The sequence below is a fragment of the Streptomyces sp. NBC_01013 genome (genome assembly GCF_045162765.1).
GTDB lineage: Bacteria > Actinomycetota > Actinomycetes > Streptomycetales > Streptomycetaceae > Streptomyces.
Genome location: NZ_CP108687.1, coordinates 8,015,300 through 8,040,441, shown reverse-complemented (window position 1 = coordinate 8,040,441; position 25,142 = coordinate 8,015,300). Strand labels below are relative to the sequence as shown.

21 protein-coding genes are annotated in these 25,142 nt (G+C 70.6%); 6 read left to right on the top strand and 15 right to left on the bottom strand.

Annotation, left to right across the window (positions count from 1 at the left end; translation table 11 throughout):
* Window positions 1-117: 117 nt before the first annotated feature.
* Window positions 118-918, bottom strand: coding sequence for a crotonase/enoyl-CoA hydratase family protein (locus OG538_RS34815; protein WP_406099607.1), 801 nt, complete (start codon window positions 916-918; stop codon window positions 118-120).
* 166 nt (window positions 919-1,084) lie between these two features.
* On the opposite strand from OG538_RS34815, the gene OG538_RS34810 reads away from it, so the two are divergent.
* The 3 genes from OG538_RS34810 (at window position 1,085) to OG538_RS34800 (ending at window position 5,042) form a co-directional block, all read left to right on the top strand.
* A complete protein-coding gene (locus tag OG538_RS34810; protein WP_406100417.1) occupies window positions 1,085-2,713 on the top strand; it encodes an acyl-CoA synthetase in 1,629 nt (542 codons plus the stop codon).
* 158 nt (window positions 2,714-2,871) lie between these two features.
* Window positions 2,872-3,945 (top strand): nitrous oxide reductase family maturation protein NosD, encoded by a 1,074-nt coding sequence (locus OG538_RS34805; RefSeq protein ID WP_406099606.1) that lies wholly within the window; start codon window positions 2,872-2,874, stop codon window positions 3,943-3,945.
* 35 nt (window positions 3,946-3,980) lie between these two features.
* Window positions 3,981-5,042, top strand: a complete 1,062-nt coding sequence (locus OG538_RS34800) for a methyltransferase (protein ID WP_406099605.1) — start codon at window positions 3,981-3,983, stop codon at window positions 5,040-5,042.
* Window positions 5,043-5,114: 72 nt separating this feature from the next.
* Here OG538_RS34800 and OG538_RS34795 read toward each other — a convergent pair whose 3' ends face one another.
* From OG538_RS34795 to OG538_RS34765, 7 genes are all read right to left on the bottom strand, one after another.
* Window positions 5,115-5,447 carry a TcmI family type II polyketide cyclase gene (locus OG538_RS34795; RefSeq protein WP_406099604.1) on the bottom strand — a complete coding sequence of 111 codons (333 nt, stop codon included), beginning with the start codon at window positions 5,445-5,447 and terminating at the stop codon, window positions 5,115-5,117.
* Window positions 5,448-5,522: 75 nt separating this feature from the next.
* The gene (locus OG538_RS34790; protein WP_406099603.1) at window positions 5,523-6,002 is read right to left on the bottom strand and encodes an SRPBCC family protein; all 480 of its coding nucleotides are present in this window, start codon (window positions 6,000-6,002) and stop codon (window positions 5,523-5,525) included.
* A gap of 1 nt (window position 6,003) precedes the next feature.
* Window positions 6,004-6,261, bottom strand: coding sequence for an acyl carrier protein (locus OG538_RS34785; protein WP_359079804.1), 258 nt, complete (start codon window positions 6,259-6,261; stop codon window positions 6,004-6,006).
* Between the two features lie 38 nt (window positions 6,262-6,299).
* Complete coding sequence (locus OG538_RS34780; protein WP_406099602.1) at window positions 6,300-7,538, bottom strand: ketosynthase chain-length factor; 1,239 nt, start codon at window positions 7,536-7,538, stop codon at window positions 6,300-6,302.
* The gene (locus tag OG538_RS34775) at window positions 7,535-8,803 is read right to left on the bottom strand and encodes a beta-ketoacyl-[acyl-carrier-protein] synthase family protein (protein ID WP_406099601.1); all 1,269 of its coding nucleotides are present in this window, start codon (window positions 8,801-8,803) and stop codon (window positions 7,535-7,537) included. The genes OG538_RS34780 and OG538_RS34775 overlap by 4 nt, the downstream gene beginning before the upstream one ends.
* On the bottom strand, window positions 8,800-9,234 hold the full coding sequence (locus OG538_RS34770; protein ID WP_136326870.1) for a cupin domain-containing protein: 435 nt from the start codon (window positions 9,232-9,234) through the stop codon (window positions 8,800-8,802). The genes OG538_RS34775 and OG538_RS34770 overlap by 4 nt, the downstream gene beginning before the upstream one ends.
* 76 nt (window positions 9,235-9,310) lie before the next feature.
* The gene (locus OG538_RS34765; protein ID WP_351391398.1) at window positions 9,311-10,432 is read right to left on the bottom strand and encodes a SchA/CurD-like domain-containing protein; all 1,122 of its coding nucleotides are present in this window, start codon (window positions 10,430-10,432) and stop codon (window positions 9,311-9,313) included.
* 264 nt (window positions 10,433-10,696) lie between these two features.
* Here OG538_RS34765 and OG538_RS34760 point away from each other — a divergent pair, with 264 nt between their 5' ends.
* The gene (locus tag OG538_RS34760) at window positions 10,697-12,331 is read left to right on the top strand and encodes an FAD-dependent oxidoreductase (RefSeq protein ID WP_406099600.1); all 1,635 of its coding nucleotides are present in this window, start codon (window positions 10,697-10,699) and stop codon (window positions 12,329-12,331) included.
* A 23-nt stretch (window positions 12,332-12,354) separates the two neighbouring features.
* Here OG538_RS34760 and OG538_RS34755 read toward each other — a convergent pair whose 3' ends face one another.
* Window positions 12,355-13,878, bottom strand: a complete 1,524-nt coding sequence (locus tag OG538_RS34755; RefSeq protein WP_406099599.1) for an alpha/beta fold hydrolase — start codon at window positions 13,876-13,878, stop codon at window positions 12,355-12,357.
* Window positions 13,879-14,059: 181 nt separating this feature from the next.
* Between OG538_RS34755 and paaK the strand changes: the two genes are divergently transcribed.
* On the top strand, window positions 14,060-15,355 hold the full coding sequence (gene paaK, locus OG538_RS34750) for a phenylacetate--CoA ligase PaaK (RefSeq protein ID WP_406099598.1): 1,296 nt from the start codon (window positions 14,060-14,062) through the stop codon (window positions 15,353-15,355).
* A 164-nt stretch (window positions 15,356-15,519) separates the two neighbouring features.
* On the opposite strand, the gene OG538_RS34745 is transcribed toward paaK, so the two are convergent.
* The 3 genes from OG538_RS34745 to OG538_RS34735 form a co-directional block, all read right to left on the bottom strand.
* Window positions 15,520-17,019, bottom strand: coding sequence for an acyl-CoA synthetase (locus OG538_RS34745; protein WP_406099597.1), 1,500 nt, complete (start codon window positions 17,017-17,019; stop codon window positions 15,520-15,522).
* Between the two features lie 343 nt (window positions 17,020-17,362).
* The gene (locus OG538_RS34740; protein ID WP_406099596.1) at window positions 17,363-18,904 is read right to left on the bottom strand and encodes an acyl-CoA synthetase; all 1,542 of its coding nucleotides are present in this window, start codon (window positions 18,902-18,904) and stop codon (window positions 17,363-17,365) included.
* Complete coding sequence (locus OG538_RS34735) at window positions 18,901-20,010, bottom strand: NAD(P)H-dependent flavin oxidoreductase (protein WP_406099595.1); 1,110 nt, start codon at window positions 20,008-20,010, stop codon at window positions 18,901-18,903. The genes OG538_RS34740 and OG538_RS34735 overlap by 4 nt, the downstream gene beginning before the upstream one ends.
* Window positions 20,011-20,193: 183 nt before the next feature.
* Between OG538_RS34735 and OG538_RS34730 the strand changes: the two genes are divergently transcribed.
* The gene (locus tag OG538_RS34730) at window positions 20,194-22,044 is read left to right on the top strand and encodes a serine hydrolase (protein WP_406099593.1); all 1,851 of its coding nucleotides are present in this window, start codon (window positions 20,194-20,196) and stop codon (window positions 22,042-22,044) included.
* 413 nt (window positions 22,045-22,457) lie between these two features.
* On the opposite strand, the gene OG538_RS34725 is transcribed toward OG538_RS34730, so the two are convergent.
* From OG538_RS34725 to OG538_RS34715, 3 genes are all read right to left on the bottom strand, one after another.
* A complete protein-coding gene (locus OG538_RS34725; protein WP_406100415.1) occupies window positions 22,458-23,597 on the bottom strand; it encodes a GDSL-type esterase/lipase family protein in 1,140 nt (379 codons plus the stop codon).
* Window positions 23,598-23,666: 69 nt separating this feature from the next.
* Complete coding sequence (locus OG538_RS34720) at window positions 23,667-24,215, bottom strand: YciI family protein (RefSeq protein WP_406100414.1); 549 nt, start codon at window positions 24,213-24,215, stop codon at window positions 23,667-23,669.
* Between the two features lie 248 nt (window positions 24,216-24,463).
* Complete coding sequence (locus tag OG538_RS34715; protein ID WP_406099592.1) at window positions 24,464-24,901, bottom strand: VOC family protein; 438 nt, start codon at window positions 24,899-24,901, stop codon at window positions 24,464-24,466.
* Window positions 24,902-25,142 lie beyond the last annotated feature (241 nt).

Here is a 25,142-nt window from a genome sequence, read left to right as displayed (position 1 = left end):
GGCGCCGGAGCCTCTCGGCAGCGGAGCTACGGGGCCGTTCGGCATCGCGGCGAGGTGCCGTGCCAGACGTCGCGGACCCGGCCATGACCGGCGGGACAGCCCTTGGCGGGACAGCCCTCAGGCCCGCCGGTAGACGGGCGGGCGCTTCTCGGCGAAGGCACGGGCGCCCTCCTTGGCGTCGGCGGTGGCGAAGACGGGCCAGCCACGCTTGAGCTCGGCGGCCAAGCCGTCGGTCTCGGTCATCTCCGCGGTCTCGTAGACCGATGCCTTGACCTCTTCGACGGCGAGCGGGCCGCACGCGTTGATCTGCTCGGCGACGGCGAGGGCCGCGTCCAGTGCGGCGCCGTCGGGCACGACCCGTCCGATCAGCCCGATCCGGGCCGCTTCCCCGGCCGTGTAGGGGCGGCCGGTGAGCAGCATTTCGAGTGCGTGGGTGCGGGCGATCTGGCGCGGCAGCCGCACGGTGGAGCCGCCGATGGGGAAGAGGCCGCGCCGGACCTCGAAGAGTCCGAAGGTGGCGCTCTCGCCGGCGATACGGATGTCGGTGCCCTGCAGGATCTCGGTGCCGCCGGCCACGCAGTGGCCCTCTACGGCGGCGATGACCGGCTTGCGGGGGCGGTGGTGGCGCAGCATCGCCTTCCAGTGCAGATCGGGATCGGCGGTCATCCGGTCCCGGTACTGCTCGCCGTCCATTCCCTTGCCGGCAAGGGCCTTGAGGTCCATGCCGGCGCAGAAGCAGCCGCCTGCTCCGGTGAGGACGACGGAGCGGACCTCCTCGTCCTCGTCGGCTGCCATCCAGCCGTCGTACAGGCCGACCAGCATCGGCAGCGAGAGCGCGTTCTTGCTCTCGGGCCGGTTCAGGGTGAGCACCAGTGTGGCGCCTTCGCGCTGCACGGTGAGGTGTTCGGTACCGCCCATGGTCTGTCTCCCGTCGTGAGGCTAGAACAGGTTGCAGTAAGCGGGGAGGCAGTTCAATAGTTTTCTGACAGCCAGTCAGATTTCTTCTCCGGACCCTCTTCCCACTTGTGCCGGTCGGCGCTCTAATGACCGCCGAGCCACTCAGTAACCGGGGTCAGGAGGAATGGTGGAGTACAACCTTGCCGACCTGTTCGAATCGGTGGTCGACGCCGTCCCGGAACGTGAGGCGCTCGTCCACCTCGACCATCCCGGAACGGGCGCGGAGCGCAGGCTGACGTACGCGGAACTCGACGCCGCGGCCAATCGCATCGCCCACCACCTCATCGAGGCGGGAGTCGGCCCCGGCGAACATCTCGGCCTGCACCTCTACAACGGCATCGAGTACCTCCAGACCGTGCTGGCCTGCCTGAAGGCGCGCATCGTCCCCGTCAACGTCAACTACCGATACGTAGAAGAGGAGTTGATCTACCTCTACCGTGACGCGGATCTGGTGGCGCTGGTCTTCGACGGGGAGTTCGACGAGCGCGTCGCGGCTGCCGCTCCACAGGCACCGAAGCTGCGCCATCTCGTGCGGGTGGGCCTGCCGGCGGACGGGGCACCCGGGCCCGAGGCCGTCGCGTTCGCCTCGGCGGAGGCGGCCGGGGATCCGGGACGCGGTTTCGCACCCCGCTCGGCCGATGACCAGTTCATCATCTACACGGGTGGCACCACAGGCATGCCGAAGGGGGTGATGTGGCGCCAGGAGGACCTGTTCTTCTCCGGCCTGGGCGGTGGTGCACCGACCGGCGACCCGGTGAAGACCCCGCAGGAGCTGGCCGAACGGGTGGCGGCAGGCGGAGAGGGCATCACCTTCTTCCCCACTCCCCCGCTGATGCACGGCACCTCGACGCTCACCGCCTTCATCGGCTTCAACTTCGGCCAGCGGGTCGTGGTGCACCGCAAGTACGTGCCCCACGAGGTGCTCCGCACGATCGAGAAGGAGAAGGTCACCAGCGTGTCGCTGGTGGGCGACGCGATGCTGCGGCCCCTGATCGACGCTCTGAAGGGGCCGTTGAAGGGCACCGACTGTTCGTCGCTGTTCTCCGTCTCCAGTTCGGGCGCGATCATGTCAGACTCGGTGCGGGCGGAGTTCCAGGCGCTGGTGCCCCACGTGATGCTGCTGAACAACTTCGGGTCCTCCGAGTCCGGTTTCAACGGCACCGCGACCGCCGACTCCGGGCCGGAGAACGGCTTCCGGCTCCGGGTCAACGCCCGTACGGCGGTCGTCGACCCGGCAACGTACGAGCCGGTGGCTCCGGGCGAGCCGGGCCGGATCGCCCAGCGCGGTCATGTACCGCTCGGCTACTACAACGACCCGGGCAAGACCGCCGCGACGTTCTTCCGCAAGGGTGACGAGCGATGGGTGCTGCTCGGCGACATGGCGACGGTCGACGCCGAGGGCATCGTGACGGTGCTCGGCCGGGGTTCGCAGTGCATCAACACCGGGGGCGAGAAGGTGTATCCGGAGGAGGTCGAGCAGGCGCTCAAATCACATCCGGACGTGTACGACGCACTGGTCGCGGGTGCTCCCGACGAGCGCTGGGGCAACCGCGTCGCTGCCGTGGTACAGCTGCGCGAAGGCGCCGACGCCCCCTCGCTCGACGACGTCCAGGCCCACTGCCGCACTCGGTTGGCCGGCTACAAGATCCCGCGCCACCTGGTGATCGCCCCGCAGATCCAGCGCTCTCCCAGCGGCAAGGCCGATTACCGGTGGGCGCGCTCCGTCGTCGCACCCGGCCGCCCGGCCACCGGCTGAGACCGGACCGCCCTCGGGGGGCGAATCACCCGAGTGCACGGCCCGGCGTCCATGGCGGACGCGGGGCCGCAGCGGTGACGTAAGCCATTCGGGCACGGCCCGTGTCCAACCGGGCACCCTGCGTGGCATCGGGGTGGGATCGCCCATAGCTTCGGCTCATGAGGAAACAAAACATCAAATGCCTCGTGAGCATCGCAGCCGCCACGGCCGCCGGACTGGGCGTCGTCGCGCCGTCCGTCCCGGCCGTCGCCGCGGGCGGCCACGTGGTGCGTCCGGGCCAGTCGATCCAGGCAGCGGTGGATGCCGCACAGCCCGGTGACACCATCTTCATCCGACCCGGCACCTACCGGGAGAGCGTGCTGATCACCACGCCCGGACTGACCCTGCGCGGCTCCGGGGACCGGACGGTCATCAAGCCCGGCGCGAAGGGGAACCGGACGGAGAACGCCTGCGCGAAGGCCGGCAACGGAATCTGTGTGCTGGGCTCGGCACAGAACAGCGTGGACGACGTGTCCATCAGGTCGCTGACCGTGTCCGGCTTCACCCGAAGCGGCGTCTGGGCGTCCTGGACGGACGGACTGGAGGTCCGCTCGGTGACGTCCCGGTCCAACGGCGTCTGGGGCATCGCGCAGCAGCGGTCCACCCACTCCGACATCCGGCACAACACCGCCCGCTCCAACGGCGACGCGGGCATCTTCGTCGCCAACAGCGTCGACGAGGAGGGCGGCGCCACCGACACCGGCGGCACTCGCGTCCGCGGCAACACACTCACCGACAACCGGATCGGGTTCACCGCACGGCGCGTGCGGAACCTGACGGTGACCCACAACACCTTCACCGCCAACTGCAGCGGCGTGTTCGTCGTGGGCGACGAGGGCAAGCCGCAGGCCGGCGCCATGACCATCCGGTCCAACCGGATCACCGGCAACAACAAGTTCTGCGCCGCCACCGAGCGGCTGCCCGCGATCCAGGGATCGGGGATCGTCCTCACCGGCACCGAGGCCACCGTGGTGCGGTCCAACGTGATCCGCGACAACGTGGGCGCCACCCCGCTCTCGGGCGGCGTCGTGCTGTTCAAGAGCTTCGTGGGCGCGAAGAACACCGACAACACCATCAGCGACAACACGGTCCTGGGCAACCGGCCGGCGGACCTGGCGAACCAGGACACCGGTACGGGCAACCGCTTCACCGGCAATGTCTGCACCACCTCCGCACCGGCCGGGATGTGCTGACCGGTGTCCCCCCGCACAAGGAGAAGCGAGACGGTATGACCACCGTGAGCACCACCCCCACCACCACTCCCGTCCAGCCCGTCCCCACCCCCCAGCCGGCCATGCGGCTGCGCGAGATCGTGTTCGGCGCGGCGCGCTCCGCGGCCGTGCGCGCCGCCGCCCGGCTCGGTGTCGCGGACGCGCTGGGAGACAAGCCCGCCACCGCGGACGAGCTCGCCGCCGTGGTGAAGACCGAAGCCGGCCCGCTGCGACGGCTGCTGCGCGCCCTCTCCTGCTACGGCATCTTCACCGAGAACGCCGACGGCACCTTCGCCCACACCGAAATGTCCCGGCTGCTGCGCAAGGACGACCCGAACAGCCTGCGGGACATCTCGCTGTGGTGCACGGAGCCGTGGACATGGGAGGTCTGGCCCCGCCTGGACGACGCGGTGCGCTCCGGCGGGAATGTCTTCGAGGACGTGTTCGGCAAGGAGTTCTTCGACTACCTCCACGAGGACGCCCACGAGTCGGCCCAGGTGTTCAACCGGGCCATGACGACGTCCAGCATGCAGTCCGCGCTGGACGTAGCCGCTCTGCTCGACCTCACCGGGGTGTCGGTCGTCGCCGACATCGGCGGTGGTCAGGGGCACGTGCTGGCGAGCCTGCTGGAAAAGCACCCGTCGGTCAGCGGCACCCTGATGGACCTGCCGGGTGTGGTGGCACGGGCCGATGAACGGCTGCGCGACGGCGGTCCGCTCTCCGGCCGGGCGAGCATCGTGGCCGGTGACTGCCGCGAGGGCATCCCGGTGGCGGCCGATCTCTACATCATCAAGAACATCCTGGAGTGGGACGACGACAGCACCCGCAGGGCGCTGCGCGCCGTCATCGCGGCCGCCCGTCCCGGTGCCCGTGTCGTCGTCATCGAGAACCTCGTCGACGACACGCCGTCGATGCGGTTCACCACCGCCATGGACCTGCTGCTGCTCCTGAACGTCGGCGGTGCCAAGCACACCCGGCAGAGCCTCGTCGAGCGGCTCTCCGACGCAGGGCTGGCGATCGGCGAGATCCGGCCCGTCAACCCGTACCTCCACGCGTTCGAGTGCGTGATCCCGGACTGACGCGTTCCTTCCGGACAGCACCGGAACGCCCCGGGTCCGGCCTTGTGGCCGGACCCGGGGCGATCTGCGTCGTCAGGCGTTGGTGTCGCGCTCCCAGCGGTAGAACTCGTGCGCCATCGCGTCCTTCGGCCCCCGCCAGGTCTGCGGGTCGTAGGGACTGATGAAGGCGGTGAGCCGGTCGCTGAGGCCCTTGAACTCAGGGTGCTCGGTCACCTTGGCGATCTCCGGCCCGGGCGGCCGCTCGGACTCGATCATGTGCAGGTACACATCGCCGAACTGGAACAGCTTGCGCCGGGTGACGCCCACCAGGTGCGGCAGCTCACTGCTGTCGGAGGCGGCGAACAGCTCGGCGATGTCCGGCGCCGATTCCGGCGCCATCCGGGCGACGATCAGAGCGTGGTGCATCGGGCGGGCCTTTCTGGTACGCGGTCCGGGGCCCGGCCACGAGGGCCGGGCGGCCGGCCGCCGGCGGGCGGTGTGTCAGTTGGCCGGGACCGCGGCAGTGCGGCGCTCACGGTCGCGGTCCTCGATCTTGTCCCGGATGAGTTCCATCTGGACACGGGAGTTGCGGTTGATGTTGTCGGTCATCCACGCGTCGTCGACCGGGGCGTCGGGGCGCATCGCGAAGTCCTGCGTCCACTGCATGCGCGTGCCGCCGGGGGCCTCGGAGTACTCCCACCGGATGTCCATGTGCTGGAACGGTCCGGGTTCGACGCGGCGGGCCCGGACCGTACGGCCGGGGCGGTCCGTGGTGCGCTCGGAGACCCAGCTCCACACCTTGCCGTTCTCGTCGGGGTGCATCGTCAGACGGAACGTGGTCCGCTCGCCGTCACGCTCGATGACCTCGACCGAGGCGTACTCGCTGAACAGCTGGGGCCAGTTCTCCAGGTCGTTCGTCATGTCCCAGACGAGGTCCAGGGGGGCGGCGATGACGATCTCGTTCTCGGTGTGTCCGGACACTTCAGGCTCCTGTCATGAGGCTGTTGTTGACGAGGTCGAGGAACTCACGGGGCGTCTTGCAGCGGTCGGCGTCAGCCGGCAGCGGCTGCCCGTGCCGGTTCTCCAGGACACCGACGATGCCCAGGAGACCCAGCGAGTCGAGGCCGAACTCGTCGAAGGCCGTGCCGGACCGGTTCTCCATCTCCCGCGGGTCGACGGTCAGTCCGGCGCCCTTCTTCATCAGGGCGGCCAGCTCTTCGTAGGTCAGTCGGTCGGTCATGAGGGGCTTCTCCTTCTCACGAGGGGTGTCGGTGGGGCTCACGCGGGGCGCCGGAGCACCATCGCCGCGTTGGAGCCCATGAGGCCGCGGCTGAGCACGAGGGCCGTGCGCAGTTCGGCGGGGCGGGCCCGGCCCATGACCACGTCGAGGTCGTGGCACACCTCGAAGACGTTGGGCGTGGGCGGGATCAGGCCGTTCTCCATGGCGAGGACGGCGGCGGCCGTGTCCAGGACGGGGGCTCCGCAGTAGGCCCGTCCGATACCGGTCTTGGGTGCGGTCACCGGGACGCGCCGGCCGTGCGGGCCGAGCGCGTCGGCCAGCGCCAGCGCCTCCGCCCGGTCGGCTGCCGGAACGCCGAGGGCGTCCGCGAAGACCACGTCGATCTCCTCGGGCGCGCAGCCGGCCTCGCGCAGTGCACCCTCGATGGCATGGGCGAGCCCCTCGCGGGACTCCTCCCAGCGCATCGCGGTGGTGAAGGTGGCCGCGTGACCGGCGATCTCGGCGCGGACCCGGGCACCGCGCTCGCGGGCCACCGTCTCCTCCTCGACCACGAACATCGCGCCGCCCTCGGCGGGCACGAATCCGCAGGCGTCCGAGGTGAACGGGCGGTAGGCCCGCGTCGGTTCCTCGGCGGTGCTCAGGTCGCGGTAACCGAGCTGGCAGACGACGGAGTAGGGCGCGAGCGGGGCCTCCGCCGCGCCGACCACGACCGCGTCGGTGCCGCGCCGGACGGACCGGTCGGCGTGCGCCAGGGCGTCGAGGCCGCCGGCCTCGTCGCTGGCCACCACCGCGCACGGCCCCTTGAAGCCGCCACGGATGGAGATCTGGCCGGTGCTGGCGGCGTAGAACCAGGCGATCGACTGGTAGGGGCCGACGAACTTGGAGCCCTGGCCCCACAGCCGCTGCAGCTCGCGCTGGCCGAACTCGCCGCCGCCGGAACCGGCGGCGGTCACCACGCCCACGCTGAACGGCCGGTCCTCGTAGTCGGCGCGACCGAGCCGGGCGTCGTCCAGGGCCATGTCGGCCGCGGCCATCGCGAAGTGCGTGAACCGGTCGGTCTGCACGAGGTAGCGCTCCTCGATCAGCGAGACCGGGTCGAAGCCCCGGACCTCGCCGGCCACGTGCAGCGGCAGTTGCTCGCACCCTTCGCGGGTGACCCGGTCCAGGACGCTCATGCCTTCCTGCGTCCGCTTCCAGAAGGCTTCGGTGCTCGTGCCGTTGGGGGCGACGACGCCGATGCCGGTGACGACGGTGCGCCGGGCCTTGCGGGTGCTCATGGTGTCCTCCCACCGCTTCTGGTCAGGGCCACCGCGGACTGGAAACCGCCGAATCCGCTGCCGACCGACAGGACGCTGCGCAGTTTCAGCGGACGCGCGGTGCGGGGCACGTAGTCGAGGTCGCACTCGGGGTCCGGGGACTCGTAGTTCGCCGTGGGCGGCACCGTCTGGTGGACCAGGGCGAGCACACAGGCGGCGATCTCTATCGCGCCGATCGCCCCGAGGGAATGGCCCACCATCGACTTGATGGAGCTCATCGGTACCTCGTGGGCGTGGGCGCCGAGCGCCCGCTTCACAGCGGCCGTCTCGTGCCGGTCGTTCTGCTTGGTGCCCGAACCGTGTGCGTTGACGTAGTCGATGTCGGACGCGGCGATCCCGGCGTGCCCGAGCGCCCGGTTGATGGCCTCGGCCATCTCCAGACCCTCCGGGGTCAGCCCGGTCATGTGGTAGGCGTTGCCGAAGGTCGCGTAGCCCGAGATCTCGCAGTACACCGTCGCACCGCGGGCACGGGCGTGTTCCAGTTCCTCCAGGACGAGTACGGCTCCGCCCTCACCCATCACGAAGCCGTCGCGGCGGGAGTCGAAGGGCCGCGAGGCGTGCTCCGGGTCCTCGTTGTTGGCCGAGGTCGCCTTGATGGCGTCGAAGCACGCCACGGTGATCGGGGTGATCGGCGAGTCCGACGCCCCGGCGATACACACGTCGACGCGGCCGTCCTCGATGGAGTGGAAGGCGTAGCCGATCGCATCCAGCCCGGAGGTGCAGCCCGTCGAGACGGTCTGCACCGGCCCGTGCGCGCCGACCTGTTCGGCGACGGCCGAGGCCAGCGAGCTGGGTGAGAAGGCGCGCTCCAGATGGGGCCCGGCCGGGCGGTGGTCGACGTCCCAGCGTGCTCCGCTGCCGCTGACGGCGACGTAGTCGTGCTCCAGCCGGGTGGTACCGCCCACCGCGGTGCCGAGCGAGACGCCGACGCGCCAGGGGTCGGTCCGCTCCACGTCGAGGCCGGCGTCGGCGAGTGCCTCGCGGGCGGCCACCATCGCGAACTGCACGTAGCGGTCCGCTCGGGCGACCTCCTCCTCGTCCAGCCCGTACGCCGCCGGGTCGAAGTCGCACTCGGCGGCGATCCGGGACCGGAAGCCGGCCGGGTCGAAGAGGGTGATGCCCCGGGTCGCGGTGCGGCCGTTGGAGAGGAGGTCCCAGAAGGCGGGGGTGCCGATCCCGCCCGGGGCCACGACTCCGACGCCGGTGACGGCCACGCGCCGGGTCATGAGGCGGCCTCGGTACGTTCCGGCGGCGCGCCCCGCTCGGCCGACTCGGTGACTTCGGTGTCGACGTGGCCGAGTTCCGGGCGGGGCGCGAGCGGACCGAGGTGGAAGACCATGCGCGCCTCGACGTCACCGACGTTGCGGAAGCGGTGGCGTACGTTCAGGGGAATCAGCAGCCCCTGGTCCCGTCGCATCGCGTACGGCTCGCCGTCCAGGTCCACTTCGAGCAGCCCGTCCACGACGTAGACGAACTCCTCCGAGTACGGGTGGTAGTGCTCCGCGATGCGGTCGCCGGGCTGAATGATGGCCAGCCCCATGAAGCCGCTGGTGGCGCCCACGGCCGTCGGGGTGAGAAGGGCGCGCAGGTCACCCCCGCGCCTGGTGTTGGGCTGGGTCTCACTGAGGTCCACGATGCGTGGCCGGTGCATGGTCATGAGTGCTTTCCTCCTGGCGCTTGGCGCGTTGAGTCGACGGGTTGAGCGAGAACCCCCCAGGGTGCTGCCGCGCGGCTCAGGACTCCGCGGCCCGGCGGTCGGTGATCAGCTTCATCTCGGACCGGGCCAGGAAGCGTGCGGCGTCCGCGTCGCTCGCCGGCACGGCATTCGCCTCGCCGTCGAGGAGGCGGGCGAGCCGGGCGGCCTTGCCGGGGCCGTGGATGCCGAGGGCCTTGGCGGGCTGCGCGTCAAGCGGACCACCCACCTCCAGCAGACGCACCACGATGTCGTCGCGCTGGAAGATCGTGCTGCTCTCGATGGGGCTGCCGGTGTTGTCGGCCTCCTCCTCGTCGTGCTCGGCCAGAAGGCGGGCCAGCGCCATTCCGCAGCCCTCCTTGGCCTGGTAGAACAGCGCGTGGCGCTTGCGCTCCCCGGCTGCGTGCCGGCCCGTCGTCACATGGTGGACGGTGGGCAGGGCCGCCCGGGTGAAGAACATCCTGGCGGAGTCGGGGTCGGCCAGGTCGCGGTCCTGCTCCAGGTACGGGTTGATCGCCTCCTCGACCGCCCGGACCTCGGGCTGGCGGGAGACGTGGCGCAGGGCCGCGAGGAGGTCGCCCTCGACCTCGACCGCGCGCACCACCCGGTTGCCGTGCATGAACAGCGAGGTGCGGCGCAGTCGGGTGTGCTCGTCGACCCGGGCCTGCGGGGAGTCGTAGTCGGCGAGGATCTTCGCGACGATCTCCTCGGTGCCCGGCTTGACGGTGAAGGTCAGAGCGTGGCGCACCACCCCGTCCCCGAGGCGGGGCGCGGCCTGGAGGCCGCCCTTGACGGGCTCGAAGCTCTCCTCGAAGGCCGCACCGGTCTCGCGCAGGACGCTGAAGCGCAGCGAGCGGGTGTCGCGCACGCAGCTGTGCAGGGGCTGGACCGTGGCGACGTGGTCCTCGCTGTTGACCCACGCGAGGAAGGGCGGCGCGCTCTCCCACTCGCTGGTGATGAGCCACTGCGAGGGGTTCTCGATGGACTGGCACAGCTGATCGCTGATGTGGCCGGGGATCGAGGCGACCTGGTTGCGCATGTGCTCGTACGCCTCCAGGAACTGCTTCTGGGCGCCGTCGTGCAGGTCAAGCAGCAGGATGACCCGCAGCCTTGATCCGTCGAAGGCGGATTGGGAGGTCCGTTCCGAGAGCGTGGTGGTCATCTTGCGAACTCCTTCGAGACGAGGCGAGAAACCGGCCGTGCCGGTGGGAACCGTCGAGCTGGGGTCGGAGCGGGGAGTCTCCCGGCGGGTGCGCACGGTCCGCCCGGACCATGGGCGACGTCTCCGTGACCGATCGTGAAACGCTGGTCCGGCTGACGCGAGATTTATGAACCGTTCAGGTGAGCGGGCGTCCGAACCGCTCCTACAGGGCTCGGACGGGGGCATGGACACTGCATCTGTACGGCGTCCGAGCTGGAGCAACTGATGAACGAGAACGTCGACGTCCATGTACCGGTCCTCATCGTGGGGGGCTCCCTGGTGGGCCTTTCCGCGTCCCTCTTCCTCGGCCGGCTCGGCGTCGAGCACCTGCTGGTCGAGAAGCACGCCGCCACCTCTACACACCCACGGGGCCGCGGCAACAACGTCCGAACGATGGAGATCTTCCGCAGGGCCGGGGTGGAGCCGCAGATCCGGGCGGCCGCGTCCGTCCTGGCGGAGAACCACGGCATTCTGCAGGCCGGTTCACTGACCGGCGACGACCAGGAGTGGCTGTTCAAGGAGATCGACCCGGGTGGCGCACTCGCCCGCTTCAGTCCGAGCGGCTGGTGCCTGTGCAGCCAGAACGACCTGGAGCCGGTCCTGCTGGACCGGGCCCGGGAACAGGGCGGCGATCTGCGGTTCTCCACCGAGCTGCTGTCGTTCGACCCGGACGGGACGGGGGTCGGGGCGGTCCTGAAGAACCGGGAGACGGGTGAGCACACGAGTGTGCGGGCGGACTACCTGATCGCCGCCGACGGTCCGCGCAGCCCGGTCCGCGAGCAGTTGCGCATCGGCCGTTCGGGTGCCGGTGACCTGTTCCACAACGTGAGCATCACCTTCCGCTCGCGCGGGCTCGCCGATGTGCTGGGTGACCGGCGCTTCATCGTCTGCTACCTGACGAACCCGGAAGCGGACGGCGCGCTGCTGCCGGTGGACAACGAGCGGGAATGGGTGTTCCACGCGCCGTGGCAGCCCGCCCGGGGCGAGACGCTGGAGGACTTCACGGACGAGCGGTGCGTGGCGCACATCCGCAAGGCGGTGGGGGCGCCGGACATCGACGTGGAGATCACCGGCAAGGCGCCGTGGCACGCGGCGGAGCGGGTGGCCGACCGCTACTCACGGGGCCGCGTCTTCCTCGCCGGCGACTCGGCGCACGAGATGTCGCCCACGGGGGCGTTCGGCTCCAACACCGGCATCCAGGACGCGCACAACCTGGCGTGGAAGCTCGCGGCCGTGCTGCGCGGGGAGGCGGGCCCGGGCCTGCTGGACACGTACGAGGCCGAGCGGCGGCCGGTGGCACGGGCGACGAGCGAGAGGGCCTCGGCACGATCCGGTGAGCACAGCCACCCGGGTTACGCGGCTCCGCCGACGGTGGGTGGCGGCAAGCGCGGCGGGATGCTGAACGTGGCGCTGGGCTACCGCTATGTGGACGGCGCGGTGCTGGGCATCGGACCGGAGTGGCCCGTGGTGCCCGAGGGCGTGCAGCTGTCGGGTGAACCGGGCAGCAGGGCCCCGCACCTGTGGGTCCGCCGTGCCGGTGAGCGGATCTCCACGCTGGACCTGTACGAGCGGTCGTTCGTGCTTCTCACCGACGCCGCGGACGTGGCGTGGCGCCGGGCGGCGGCGCGGGTCGGCGACCGGCTGGGCGTGCGGCTCGACGCGTTCGGGATCGGCACAGGGCCGGGCGGCGATCTGGAGCCGGAGGACGGTGTCGACTGGGCAGAGGCGCACGGGACGAGCGCCGAGGGCGCCGTGGTGGTGCGCCCCGACGGGTTCGTCGCCTGGCGGGCGGAGTCGGGCGTCGAGGACGCCGACTCGGCGCTGCACGAGGTGATGGTGGCCCTGCTGCGCCGGGACTGACGCCGCCGGCGGGCTGCGGGCACTCAGCCCACACCGAACGACCGGAGGGCAGCGAGGAATTCCTCCGGTCGTTCGGTGTGCACGAGATGGCCCGCGTCGATGGTCACGTGCCTGGCGCCGGGGATCCGGCCGGCCATCCAGGCGAGGTCCTCCTGGGCGATCTGGCTCCCCGGTCCGCCGCCGATGACGAGCGTGGGGGCGGTGATCTCGCCGAGGAGTTCACGGCCGGCCGGGTCCGGTTCGTTGAGCTGGGCGTCGGTGGAGGGCACGAGGGGCCAGTCGAAGTCCAGCTCCCCGGTGGGACGTTCGGCCGGTGCGCGGGGCGGGTCGAGAGGAAAGGGCGGCGGCGCCTCCTCGATGACGAGGCGGCCGATGAGGCCGGGCTGCCGTTCGGCCAGCAGATACGCCGCGGCGCCGCCCATGGAGTGTCCGACGACCGTGGCACCGGAGAGGTTGCGGGCCTCCAGAAAGGCGTGCAGGTCGTCGCGGAACAACTCGAAGGAGTAGCGGCCGGGCCAGTCGCTGAGTCCGTGTCCGCGGAAGTCGAAGGCGTACACCCGGTGTCGGGCGGCGAGCCGTTCGGCGACAGTGGTCCAGGTGGTGCCGTCGCCGCAGCGTCCGTGGGCGAGGACGACGGGCGGCGCGGAGGGGTCGCCCCACACCCGGTAGGCGAGCCTGATCCCACCTGCCTGGACGCTGTGCACGTCCGGATCCAGGAATGCGGTGACGGTACGGACGAACGCGCCCGGGTCGTCGAGCCAGGGGAAGTGCCCGGCTCCACGCTGCACGGCGAACTCCGATTCCGGGCAGATCGCGGCCAGTTCGGCGGCACGGTCGGGCGTGGTCACGCCGTCGTACTCACCGGCGAGGACGAGCACCGGGGCCGGCAGGGCCCGCAGGGCGGCGACCGTCGCGACGGGGTCGAACGCCCCCTCCCCGTAATAGGCGTGTGCCGCTTCGGTGTTGATCTGCCGCGCGGACGATGCCGCGTGGGCCTGCGCGGCATCGTCCCAGCGCCCGTAGAGGAACGGCCGTGCTGCGGAGCGCAGTTCGCGGGTCATTCGTCCCGCCCAGATCTCTTCCAGAGCCAGGAGTGCCTGCGGATACCAGGGCTCCGAGCTGCGCAGCGCGGCGGCCTCCCGGGCCTCGCGCTCGGCGAAGGCGAAGCCGACCGCCCTCGTGGTGGGCGCGACGAGGATCAGGCTGCGCAGGGCCTGCGGGTAGCGCGCGGCGTAGAGCGAGGCGAGGTCCGCGGCCGCCGAGTGGGCGAGCAGGTCGACACGGTCGATCCCGAGGTGCCGGCGCAGCGCCTCGACGTCCTCGACGAGCCGGTCGCAGCGGTAGGTGGAGATGTCGTCCGGTACGGCGGAGCCCCCGGTCCCCCGCAGATCGAGCACGATCAGCTGCCGTACGCCGGAGAGTCCGCCGAGGTCCCCGAGGTAGGCACCGGCCCGCATGGCGCCACCCGGCAGGCAGATCAGCGGCGCGCCCTCCCCCATGACGTGATAGGCGAGCTCGGTCCCGTCGTACGTGCAAAAGGTCGGCATGGACCCATCCAAACAGGGCCGACCGGGTGACGCAGCCCGTGTTCGGTACGGGCGTATCCGCGGCGCGGATCGGATGCGTCGCACCCCTTGCCACACCGGGGAAGATCCTGAATTACTGCTCCCGGAAGGAACGACCGAATGATCGGTCGTCTGCACGGTGCACAGAACGAGGGAGATCCGCATGACGGTTCTGCTGGACGCGGCGGAACGGATGGGCCGCGAGGAGCTGGCGGCGCTGCAGCTGGAGCGGCTGCGGGCCACCCTGCATCATGCGTACGACCATGTCGGTCACTACCGACAGGCGTTCGACCGGGCGGGGCTGCACCCGGACGACTGCCGCTCGCTGGCCGACCTGGCCCGGTTCCCGTTCACCACCAAGGCCGATCTGCGCGACAACTACCCGTTCGGGATGTTCGCGGTGCCGGAGGAACAGGTGCGGCGGATCCACGCCTCCAGCGGGACGACGGGCCGCCCGACGGTCGTCGGCTACACCGAGAAGGATTTGGACACCTGGGCGGACGTGGTGGCCCGCTCGATCAGGGCAGCCGGCGGGCGGCCCGGGCAGAAGGTCCATGTCGCCTACGGGTACGGGCTGTTCACCGGCGGTCTCGGAGCCCACTACGGCGCGGAGCGCCTGGGCTGCACGGTCATTCCGGCCTCGGGCGGCATGACGGCCCGGCAGGTGCAGCTGATCCAGGACTTCCGGCCCGAGATCATCATGGTGACGCCGTCCTACATGCTCACGCTCCTGGACGAGTTCGAGCGCCAGGGCGTCGACCCACGGACGACCTCACTGAAGGTGGGGATCTTCGGGGCGGAGCCGTGGACGCAGGAGATGCGCCGGGAGATCGAGGAAAGGTTCGCGATCGACGCCGTCGACATCTACGGGCTGTCCGAGGTGATGGGCCCGGGTGTGGCGCAGGAGTGCGTGGAGACGAAGGACGGCCTGCACATCTGGGAGGACCACTTCTATCCCGAGGTGGTCGACCCGTTCACCGGCGAGGTGCTGCCCGAGGGGGCGGAGGGTGAGCTGGTGTTCACCTCGCTCACCAAGGAGGCCATGCCGGTGATCCGCTACCGGACCCGCGACCTCACCCGGCTGCTGCCCGGCACTGCCCGGGTCTTCCGGCGGATGGAGAAGGTCACCGGGCGCAGCGACGACCTGGTGATCCTGCGCGGCGTGAACCTCTTCCCGACGCAGATCGAGGAGATCGTGCTCCGCACACCCGGGGTGTCGCCGCACTTCCAGCTGCGGCTGACCCGCGAGGGGCGGCTGGACGTGCTGACGGTGCGGGCGGAGGCGCGGGCCGGGGCGACACCGGAACAGCGGGCGGCGGCCGCCACGTCGGTCGCGGCCGCCGTCAAGGACGGGATCGGGGTCTCGGTCGGGGTCGAGATCCTCGATCCGGAGACGTTGGAGAGGTCCGTCGGCAAGTTCAGGAGGATCGTGGACGAGCGTGCGAAGCCGGGGAGTTGACCTTCCGCCTGGGCGCGTGGGCGGGCATCGACCAGTTCCTCGGCGTATCGCCGCCGGCGGCGCTCTCGACCCGGTCGGGCCTCCGTCGGGTGCTTCGGGAGATCAACCCGGCGGCCCGGTCGTGTCCGGGCCGCGCGCGTCCGCCGGCAGGATTCCGGATCCTCTCAGGCCAAACGGTCGCGGAGCTCCCGCTTGAGGATCTTTCCGCTGGCGTTGCGCGGGAGACCGTCCACGAACACGACCCGCTTCGGGGCCTTGAAGTGGGCGAGCTTCCCTCGGGCGTGGTCGATCAGTTCGGCCTCCGTGGCCTCCCCGCGCAGGACGACGACGGCGGTGACGGCCTCGATCCAGCGCTCGTCGGGCAGCCCTACGACGGCGGCCTCGGCGACGGCTGGGTGGGTGTAGAGCGCGTCCTCGACCTGGCGGGAGGCGACGAGGACGCCACCGGAGTTGATGACGTCCTTCACCCGGTCGACGACGGTGAAGTAGCCGTCCGCGTCTCGGACGGCGAGGTCGCCGGAGTGGAACCAGCCGTCACGGAAGGCGTCGGCGCTCTCCTGCGGCTTGTCCCAGTAACCGCTGCACAGCTGGGGCGAGCGGTAGACCACCTCACCCGCGGTGCCGTCCGGGACGTCCTTGCCGTTCTCGTCGACGACCTTGGCCTCGACGAAGAGGACGGGCCGGCCGCAGGAGTCCATCCGGCCCTCGTGCTCGTCGGGTCCCAGGACGGTGGCGAGGGGGCCGATCTCGCTCTGCCCGAAACAGTTGTAGAAGGCGAGTTCCGGAAGACGTTCTCGGAGGCGTTCCAGCACCGGGACGGGCATGATCGACGCCCCGTAGTACGCCTTGCGCAGGCCACCGAGGTCGCGGGCCGCGAAGTCCGGGTGGTTGGCGAGACCGATCCAGACGGTGGGCGGGGCGAAGAGGCTGTCCGCCTGTCCGGACTCGACGAGGTCGAAGATCCGGGCCGCGTCCGGAGCGTCGAGAATCGTGTTCTCGGCACCGACCGCGAGGTAGGGCAGCAGGAACACGTGCATCTGCGCCGAGTGGTAGAGCGGCAGGGCATGCACGGGCCGGTCGGCGGCGCGCAGGTCCAGAGCGGTGACGGCGCTGACGTACTCGTGGACGAGGGCGCCGTGCGTCATCATCGCGCCCTTGGGCAGGGCGGTGGTGCCGGAGGTGTAGAGCAGCTGGACGAGGTCGTCCGCCGACGGTTCGTGCGCGGACGTGAAGGGGCGCGGAGTGCCGAGCTCGGTCAGGAGCGAGCCGGGGGCATCGCGGAGCGGCCGTACGGCATGCCCCGGCGGGACACGGCCGGCGAGGTCCGGGTCGGTGAGCACCAGGGCGCTGCCGGACTGGCTCAGGATGTACGCGAGATCCTCGCCGGTGAGGTTCTGGTTGACCGGCACGTGGACGAGCCCGGCCCGGGCACAGGCGAGGTACGCGATCAGGTACGCGTCGGAGTTGTGCGCGTAGGAGGCGACCCGGTCCCCGGGGCGCAGTCCGTGCCCGTCCATGAGGACGGCGGCCGCGGTGCTGACCGCCTCGTCGAGACCGTGGTAGGTCCAGGCCCGGTCGGCGTACCGCAGGGCGGTCCGCTCGGGGGTGCGCCGTGCGCTGCGGGTCAGGACGCCGTCGACTGTGCTGCTGCGTACACCGGTCATGGCGTGATCCTGTGCGGCGCGGGGCCCCGGGGTCAAGGTCTCGGATACCGACGGGGATCTTGACGGACGTACTGGAGCGCCCGCCGTGCGCCTGTGCTCACGCGCGGGAGCACGGGTGACCGACGACAACGCCGCAGGTGTGCGTGCCGGGCCCCGCCGGCCTGGCATGATCCGAACGAGAGGCGCCGGCTCACGCCCCTGCTGAACACCGGCGCGAGCGCGGCGATCAGCGGCACGACCGCGGTCCGCCGGCTCGTCAGTGACCGGATGGCCGCGCTCGGGCTCATGCGCCGTGACTGCCAGCGGACGGGGCCGGCTCGGTGGGCGGGACCGGCCGAGGCTGTCAGGCGTGGCCCTCCCAGTACGGTTCGCGCAGCCGCCGTTTGTACAGCTTTCCGTTGGGGTCGCGGGGCATCGTGGTGATGAAGCCGAGCGTCTTGGGTCGTTTGTATCCGGCGAGCAGCCCGTCGCAGTGACCGAGGATCTCGGCGGCGAGTTCATCGCTCGCCTCGTGTCCCTCTGCGGCCTCGATGACGGCTCTGACCTCCTCGCCCCAGTCGGCGTGCGGGATGCCGAAGACGGCGGCGTCGGCGACGGCGGGATGACTGAGCAGGGCGCTCTCGATCTCCGCCGGATAGATGTTCACCCCGCCGGAGATGATCATGTCGATCTTGCGGTCGCGGAGGAAGAGGTAGCCGTCCTCGTCCAGGACGCCGAGGTCACCGACGGTGAAGAAGTCGCCGATGCGGTTCTTCCTGGTCTTGCCCTCGTCCTTGTGGTAGCTGAAGCCGCCGGTGCTCATCTTCATGTAGACGGTGCCGAGCTCGCCCGGGCCGAGCCGGTTTCCGTCGTCGTCGAAGACCGCGAGTTCGCTGATCGGCCAGGCCCGGCCGACGGTGCCCGGCTTCTTCAGCCAGTCGTCGGCTGTGGCGAAGGCTCCCCCTCCCTCGCTGGCCGCGTAGTACTCCTCCACGCAGCGGCCCCACCATTCGATCATGGCCCGCTTGACGTGGTCGGGGCAGGGGGCCGCGCCATGGATGGCGTGGCGCATCGACGAGACGTCGTAGCCCCGTTTCACCTCGTCGGGAAGGGCGAGCAGGCGGTGGAACTGGGTGGGGACCATGTGGGTGTGGGTGCAGCGGTGGGTGTCCATCGCCCGCAGCATCTCCTCGGGCGACCACTTGTCCATCAGGACGAGGGGGTGGCCGATGTGCAGGGCTGCGCCCGCGAACTGCAGTACGGCGGTGTGGTAGAGCGGTGAGCAGACCAGGTGGACGTTCCCGTCGAACGGCTTGATGCCGAAGATGCCGAGGAAGCCGCCCAGGTAGCTCTCCTCGGGGAGCTTGCCGGGCAGCGGCCGGCGGATGCCACGGGGGCGGCCGGTGGTCCCGGAGGTGTAGTTCATGACCCAGCCGAGCGTGCGCCCCTGCGGGGGCGACACCGGCCGGTTCGCGAGCAGTTCGGCGTACGGACGGAAGCCGTCGACCGCACCGACTCCGTAGCGGTGGCTCGCGGGCAGCTTCGCCTCGTCGGCGGCCGCGGTCGCGGCCTCGGTGAAGCGTTCGTGGGCGATCAGCACTTTGGCACCGGAGTCGGAGACGATCCAGGCGATCTCCGGCCCGACGAGGTGGTGGTTGACCGGGACGAGGTAGAAGCCCGCCTGCGAGGCGGCGAGGTACGCGGTGAGGAACTCGACGCCGTTGGGCAGGACGACCGCGAAGGCATCGCCCTCTTCGAGGCCGGCCGCGCGCAGTCCGTGGACCATGCGGTTGGCCTCGGCGTGCAGCCGGCCCGCGGTCCATGTCCCCCCGTCGGGCGCGACCAGGACCGTGCGGTCGGGGTCGGCGGTGGCCTGGGCCCAGAAGCCGTTGGGCGGCTGGTTCATGAGGCGCTCCGTCCGGCGATGCGGTTGATCCGGTCGATGGCTCGTTCGAAGCCGAGGGTCAGGTCGTCGAAGACGGCCTGCACGCTGCGTTCGGTGTTCATCCGGCCGACGATCTGGCCGACGGGCGTGCCGAGCAGGGCGCCCGTCTCGTACTTCTGGATACGCGAGACGGCCTCGGCGACCAGGAGCCCCTGCAGCGGCATGGGCAGGGTGCCGGGCCCCGACGGGTCGTCCCAGGCGTCGGTCCATTCGGTACGGAGCTGACGCGCGGGTTTGCCGGTGAGGGCGCGCGAGCGGACGGTGTCGCCCGAGCCCGCGGCAAGGAGTTTGGCGGTCAGTGCCCGGGAGTGCATATCGGCCTCCTCGGTGGTGAGCCAGAGGGAGCCGAGCCAGACTCCCTGGGCGCCCAGGGCGAGTCCCGCGGCGATCTGTTCACCGCTGCCGATGCCTCCCGCGGCAAGGACCGGGAGCGGCCCCACGGCGTCGACCACGTCCGGTACGAGGACCATGGAGGCGATCTCACCGGTATGGCCGCCCGCCTCGTATCCCTGGGCGACGACGATGTCGATGCCCGCGTCCGCGTGGTGGCGGGCGTGCCGGGCGCTTCCGGCGAGCGCGGCGACGAGTACATCCTGATCGTGTGCGCGGGCGACGACGTCGGCGGGGGGCGAGCCCAGCGCGTTGGCGAGGAGCTTGACGGGGTAGTCGAACGCCACGTCGAGCTGGTTGCGGGCGACCTCCTCCATCCAGCCCGTGATGCGCCATCCCGAGGCCTCCCCGTCGGCGAGTTCGGGCACTCCGTGTCTGGCGAGGGTTTCCTGGACGAACTGCCGATGGCCGGGCGGGATCATCGCCTCCACCTCGGCCTCGCTCACGCCCTCCACCTTCTTCGCGGGCATGACGACGTCGAGGCCGTAGGGCTTGCCGTCCGTGTGTTCCTGCATCCAGTCGAGGTCGCGTGCGAGGTCGTCGGGGGCGGTGTAACGGACCGCGCCGAGCACGCCGAATCCACCGGCCCGGGTGATGGCCGCGGCCACCGCCGGGAACGGCGTGAAGCCGAAGATGGCGTGCTCGATCCCCAGTTTTTGACTCAGCTCCGTCTCCATGGGCGGCAGGATGCCGCAGTCCGACAACCGAGGGAAGAGGTTTTCTGATGCAGTGTCAGATTCTTTGTGACTCCCGGGGCCTTCGGGACGGCGGAGGGTGACAGTACTCTCTGCCTCGGCAGGAAGTTTCACGCTCGGAAGAGATTTCGAAAGTTACTTTCACGCATGGGGAAGGGGTTCCGGATGACCGAGGACACGGCGGGCGGGGGCATCAGCCGAAGGAGGCTGGGCGGTGGGATGCTGGCCCTGGGCGGAGCACTCGCCCTGGCGCCCATCCCGTTTGCGGCAGCGGCGTCTGCCACGGAGTCGGGGACGGGGTCGTCGGACATGAGCACAGGGGCCGCGGCAAAGAGCCCTGCGGGCCGGACCGCGCCGACGCTCCGGCGCGGTTCGGCCGCCCGTGCGGGGCTCTTGCAGGAGCCGCTCGACCGGCTCGTCACCGAAGCGGAGAGATACCTCGCCGACGTGCCGAAGCACCCTTGGTACGCGGGTGCCGTACTGCTCGCGGGGCGGGGCGGGACGGTGGCCCTGCACCAGCCGATCGGCAAGGCGGTGCGCTATGCGGCGTACGACGAGAAGACCGACACCGGCGTGGAGTTCCCGGCGGACCAGCAGATCCCCATGGCCGAGGACACCGTCTTCGACCTGGCGTCGGTGTCGAAGCTCTTCACGTCGATCCTGGCCGTGCAGCAGATCGAGCGCGGCACGCTGGAGCTGGAGGCGACGGTCGCCTCGTACCTCCCCGACTTCTCCGGCGGCGGCAAGCAGGACATCACCATCCGTCAGCTGCTCACGCACACCTCGGGATTCCGTGCCTGGATCCCGCTGTACAAGGCGCCGACCCGCGAGGGGAAGCTGGAGCTGATCTGGAACGAGGTACCGGCGAACCCGCCCGGCACGACGTACCTCTACTCCGATCTCAACCTGATCTCGTTGCAGCTGGTGCTGGAGAAGATCACCGGTCTGACCGAGGACGTGCTGCTCCGGGAACGGATCACCGCTCCGCTGGGGATGCACCGCACCCGCTACAACCCGCCGGCCTCCTGGAAACCGAAGATCGCGGCGACCGAGGACGCGCGTCTCCCCTGGTCCGGGCTGGAGCGCGGACTGGTCTGGGGTGAGGTGCACGACGAGAACGCGTTCAGCCTCGACGGCGTCGCAGGCCACGCCGGGGTCTTCTCCTGCGCCTGGGACCTGGCGATCCTCGCCCGAACCCTGCTCAACGGCGGGGTCTACGGCCGCGCGAGGATCCTCTCGGCCGCGTCGGTTGACCTGCTGTTCACGGATTTCAACACCGCGTTCCCCGGCGACGCGCACGGCCTCGGCTTCGAGCTCTACCAGCACTGGTACATGGGGGCGATGGCCACCCCGCGCACAGCGGGCCACACCGGCTTCACGGGCACCAGTCTGGTTCTCGACCCGACCACGGACTCGTTCCTGATCGTGCTGGGCAACTCGGTTCACCCGGTGCGCAGTTGGCGCTCCGGCAGTGCACCGCGTGTGGCCACCGCCAACCAGATGGCCCGGGCGGTCGCGGTCCGCCCTGCCCGGGGCCGTAAGGCATGGTTCTCCGGACTGGCAAGCGCCTCGTCGGCCACCCTGACGCTCCCGCAGCTCGGCCTGAAGTCCTCGCGGGCCCGGCTGAACTGCGCGCTGTGGTGGGACACCGAGCCCGGTTCCGACTTCCTCTTCCTGGAGGGATCGGCGGACGGCGGGGCCACCTGGCAGCCGGTCCCCTTCACCACCCTCCCGGCCTCGCCCAACCGGACGGAGCAGCCCGAACCGCATCCGACGGGGTCGGTCTCGGGCTGGTCAGGCCGGGTCTGGCACCGGCTGGAGGCGGACCTCGCGCAATGGCGCGGCGGGGAGTTGCGGCTGCGCTGGCGGTACACGACGGATCAGCTGTACGTCGGCCGCGGGGTGTACGTGAACGCCATCCGGGTCGAGGACGGCGGACGTACGGCCTTCGACGAGAGCCGGCCGGCCGATGCCCGGCGCATGGAGGCGAGCGGCTGGGCCGCATCGGCGGACTGACCGTCACCCCACGGGAGACCGGGGCGGCCGGCCCACAGCGACCGGCCGCCCCGCGGGGGTCCGTTCGCGCCGGTGCCCGAGGTGCGGCGGGCGCCGGGTGCGGTGCGCTCAGCGGTCGAGTCGATGCTCTTGACTGGGGTGCGACGGGATGCGCGCCAAGCGACGCCGAGATGATCTTTAAGTCCTGATCCGCGCGGCTCATGTGCGGCGACGTGGAGCGGGGTCGCGGTTTGCGACGTGCCGGGCGAGAAGCCATCACCGCGTACTGTCCGGCGAGGGTCGGCCCGAAGACCCCGTGCGCCATCCCGCACAGGAACCGGGCGATCGCCGAGGCCTGTCCCGCAACTCCTGGCGGGCCCTGGTCGGCACCCCGGTTCCAAGCGCTCGTCGACACCGGAGGCCGGTAAACGACCTCAGCCCAAGGGACCGTCATTCGCGAACGCCTGGGCAGCGAAGCGCTCGCCCATGCGGCGGTAGGCGGCGGCGGTGGGGTGAAGGCCGTCGGACAGGTCTTCCGCCTCGTCCGGACCGAGCAGCTCACGTCCGTCGAGATAGTGGAGGTGGGAATCCAACGCCCGTCGTGCCGTTGCGATCCGCGCCAGCTCGGCACGGACCACCGCCAGCGACAACGCGCCGCCCGCCACATCGGCCCGATCGCCCAGGGCGGCGATCCTCCCGTCCGGGCCGGTCACGGCCGGGCCGGGAACCTCCTCCAGGGCCGGACAGCTCACCGGGGAGATCAAGAGCAGCGGGGTGTCCGGGTGGCCGTCCCGGATCGTGTCCAGAAATCCGTGTACCGCCGGGCCGAACGTCCGCAGCCGGAAGGCGGACAGGCTCACGATGTTGATGCCCACCTTCAGGCTGATCAGGTCGGCGGGCATGTCGCGGATCGTCCGGGCGACGTACGGATCCAGCAGCGCGTTGCCCGCCTGGCTGAGGTTGATCACCTCCACCCCTCCGAGCGCGGCTGCCACCGCCGGCCAGGTCCCGGTCGGGCCGTCTGCCTCGATGCAGTGGCTGATGGAACTGCCGTGGTGCACCCAGCGGCGCCGCCCGTCCGGCAGCGGAGCCAGCACGTCGCCGTCAGCGCGCAGTGCCACCAGTTCCGTAGGGGTCTGCTGTGGAAGCCACAGCTCGACGTCCTTCATGCCGGCCGGCAGTCCGGCGAACCGTACGGTCGCGGGCCTGCCCGGGATGAGCCGCTGGGCGGCCCCGGGACCCGCCATCCGCAGCACGTTGCCCACCGGCGCCTGCCGACGGGCCGCCAGGGCACCGTCCACCAGCAGCTCCAACATCCCGGTTGCGTGAGGGTGGGCGTCGCCGTCGAGTTGGCCGGTGGAGGTGAGTACCTCGAACTCCAACGCCCGCGCGTCGGTGCGGAAAACCAGCCGCACCCCCGACGGCATCAAGGTCACGCCGTAGACCGACGGGTCCTGGTACTGCCCCTTCGTCCACGCGGGCAACCGACGCGGCATCACCCCTGCCGGAGTGGTCTCCAGGTCCAGGGCACCCCGCAACTCCACCGGTCCGCCCACCAATGGAACCGTCCGCATCGCCACCGTCACCTCTCCTGTCCCGGGCCCGTGCGCTCCGGAGATCGCAGGGGCCCGGTGCCTACGTGTTCACCGACGTCCGCCGCACTCCCAGTGGTGGACCTCGATGTCCGCGTACCGGTCCGGAGTCAGGACGGCGCGTGCCGTATCCGGATCCGGGGCCCTGAGGAGCACCGCCGTACCAAGCCATGTGTCGCCGTCGTCGGACAGCAGCGGCCCGTACGCTATCAACTCGTCCTGGTCGGGCGGCAGAGCGAGGTCTGCGGCTACGCCCTCGCCGAGGCCGAGAACCAGATACCGGTTGCCGTCGCCTCGGCCCCCGGGAGAATCCCACATGGTGCGCCCCAGCACGTTGCGCCACCGGCGCAGCAGCACGTCCCGGTACGCACCGGCCTGGTAGTTGGGCTCGTCGAAGGCGAATGCACGGGCAGCGGCGGGGTCGGGCAGATCGACGATGTGCACGCTCCCCGTGGGCGTCTCACCATCATCGGCGAAGGTCGGGCCGCGCGCGATCAGCTCCTTCACGTACCGGTCCATGTAGGACCAGTGCGCCTCCAGCAACTTCTCGCGCAACGCGAGGGAGCCCGGCCGGTCCCGGTGATAGCAGAAGTACTCCATGCCCACAGACCCTTCCTCACCAAGGGCGCCATCTCAACTCACTTCTGGCGCCGAAGACCCCGCGTACCGGACTGAACAGCACTCCGTCGACGGCGTGGCCCCCTCGCTGCACGGTCACGAGCAGGTGGCACACGTACTCGGCCGTTCCGCAGTCGGGTACGAGAGGGGGCTGCTCAGCACCGGCGCACGCGCGGCGGCCCAGCAGCCCACCGAGCAGGCGCGGACCGGAGCGAGGGGGCGGGCCTGGCTCAGAGCAGGCAGAACTCGTTGCCCTCCGGGTCCGCCATCACGTAGTGATCGGGCCGGCCCTGGGCCTCGTGCTCATGAATGACCCTCGCGCCCGCGGCAGTCAGCCGCCCGAGCGCCTCCAGCACGCGCGGCCACCGCACCTCCCACGGGACCTCGCGGCCACCACCGGCCTGCACGTCCAAGTGCAGCCGGTTCTTCCCCGCCTTCGGCTCGGGAACCTTCATGAAGGACAGGGCGGGCCCCTCACCGTCCGGGTCCGACAGGTAGGCGCCGTCGTCCCACTCCTCCTTCGGGACGTCGTAGTGCACGAACCACTCCTGCCAGCTGCCGAAGCCCTCCGGCGGCGGCTTCTGCGCGTAGCCCAGGGCGAGAGCCCAGAACTCCGCCAGTCGCGCGGGGTGCGCGCAATCGATCGTCAGACTCCACCGTGTCGACATGGGTCCCTCCGGCCGGAGCACCCGGCACACCGCCGGCTGCGAGGGAACCGATCGTGTCATGCGAGGACACGGACATCTCCAGGAACAGGTTCAAGATTCTTTTGAGGTCGAAATATTTCGAATCTCCTCCCACCTGGATTCGATTCAATCGCCATCCGATTCGGCGGCGTGAGCAAAGAAATCCCAGCTCAGAGGAGAAGACCCCGAATGGGATTCCGCATGTGCGGCAACAATCCACCCC

Excerpts from the sequence above, each read along its gene's own strand:
- OG538_RS34815 (WP_406099607.1), bottom strand. The coding sequence starts at position 918 with ATGGGCGGTACCGAACACCTCACCGTGCAGCGCGAAGGCGCCACACTG.
- OG538_RS34805 (WP_406099606.1), top strand. The coding sequence starts at position 2,872 with ATGAGGAAACAAAACATCAAATGCCTCGTGAGCATCGCAGCCGCCACG.
- OG538_RS34800 (WP_406099605.1), top strand. The coding sequence starts at position 3,981 with ATGACCACCGTGAGCACCACCCCCACCACCACTCCCGTCCAGCCCGTC.
- OG538_RS34795 (WP_406099604.1), bottom strand. The coding sequence starts at position 5,447 with ATGCACCACGCTCTGATCGTCGCCCGGATGGCGCCGGAATCGGCGCCG.
- OG538_RS34785 (WP_359079804.1), bottom strand. The coding sequence starts at position 6,261 with ATGACCGACCGACTGACCTACGAAGAGCTGGCCGCCCTGATGAAGAAG.
- OG538_RS34780 (WP_406099602.1), bottom strand. The coding sequence starts at position 7,538 with ATGAGCACCCGCAAGGCCCGGCGCACCGTCGTCACCGGCATCGGCGTC.
- OG538_RS34775 (WP_406099601.1), bottom strand. The coding sequence starts at position 8,803 with ATGACCCGGCGCGTGGCCGTCACCGGCGTCGGAGTCGTGGCCCCGGGC.
- OG538_RS34770 (WP_136326870.1), bottom strand. The coding sequence starts at position 9,234 with ATGACCATGCACCGGCCACGCATCGTGGACCTCAGTGAGACCCAGCCC.
- OG538_RS34765 (WP_351391398.1), bottom strand. The coding sequence starts at position 10,432 with ATGACCACCACGCTCTCGGAACGGACCTCCCAATCCGCCTTCGACGGA.
- OG538_RS34760 (WP_406099600.1), top strand. The coding sequence starts at position 10,697 with ATGAACGAGAACGTCGACGTCCATGTACCGGTCCTCATCGTGGGGGGC.
- OG538_RS34755 (WP_406099599.1), bottom strand. The coding sequence starts at position 13,878 with ATGCCGACCTTTTGCACGTACGACGGGACCGAGCTCGCCTATCACGTC.
- paaK (WP_406099598.1), top strand. The coding sequence starts at position 14,060 with ATGACGGTTCTGCTGGACGCGGCGGAACGGATGGGCCGCGAGGAGCTG.
- OG538_RS34745 (WP_406099597.1), bottom strand. The coding sequence starts at position 17,019 with ATGACCGGTGTACGCAGCAGCACAGTCGACGGCGTCCTGACCCGCAGC.
- OG538_RS34740 (WP_406099596.1), bottom strand. The coding sequence starts at position 18,904 with ATGAACCAGCCGCCCAACGGCTTCTGGGCCCAGGCCACCGCCGACCCC.
- OG538_RS34735 (WP_406099595.1), bottom strand. The coding sequence starts at position 20,010 with ATGGAGACGGAGCTGAGTCAAAAACTGGGGATCGAGCACGCCATCTTC.
- OG538_RS34730 (WP_406099593.1), top strand. The coding sequence starts at position 20,194 with ATGACCGAGGACACGGCGGGCGGGGGCATCAGCCGAAGGAGGCTGGGC.
- OG538_RS34725 (WP_406100415.1), bottom strand. The coding sequence starts at position 23,597 with ATGCGGACGGTTCCATTGGTGGGCGGACCGGTGGAGTTGCGGGGTGCC.
- OG538_RS34720 (WP_406100414.1), bottom strand. The coding sequence starts at position 24,215 with ATGGAGTACTTCTGCTATCACCGGGACCGGCCGGGCTCCCTCGCGTTG.
- OG538_RS34715 (WP_406099592.1), bottom strand. The coding sequence starts at position 24,901 with ATGTCGACACGGTGGAGTCTGACGATCGATTGCGCGCACCCCGCGCGA.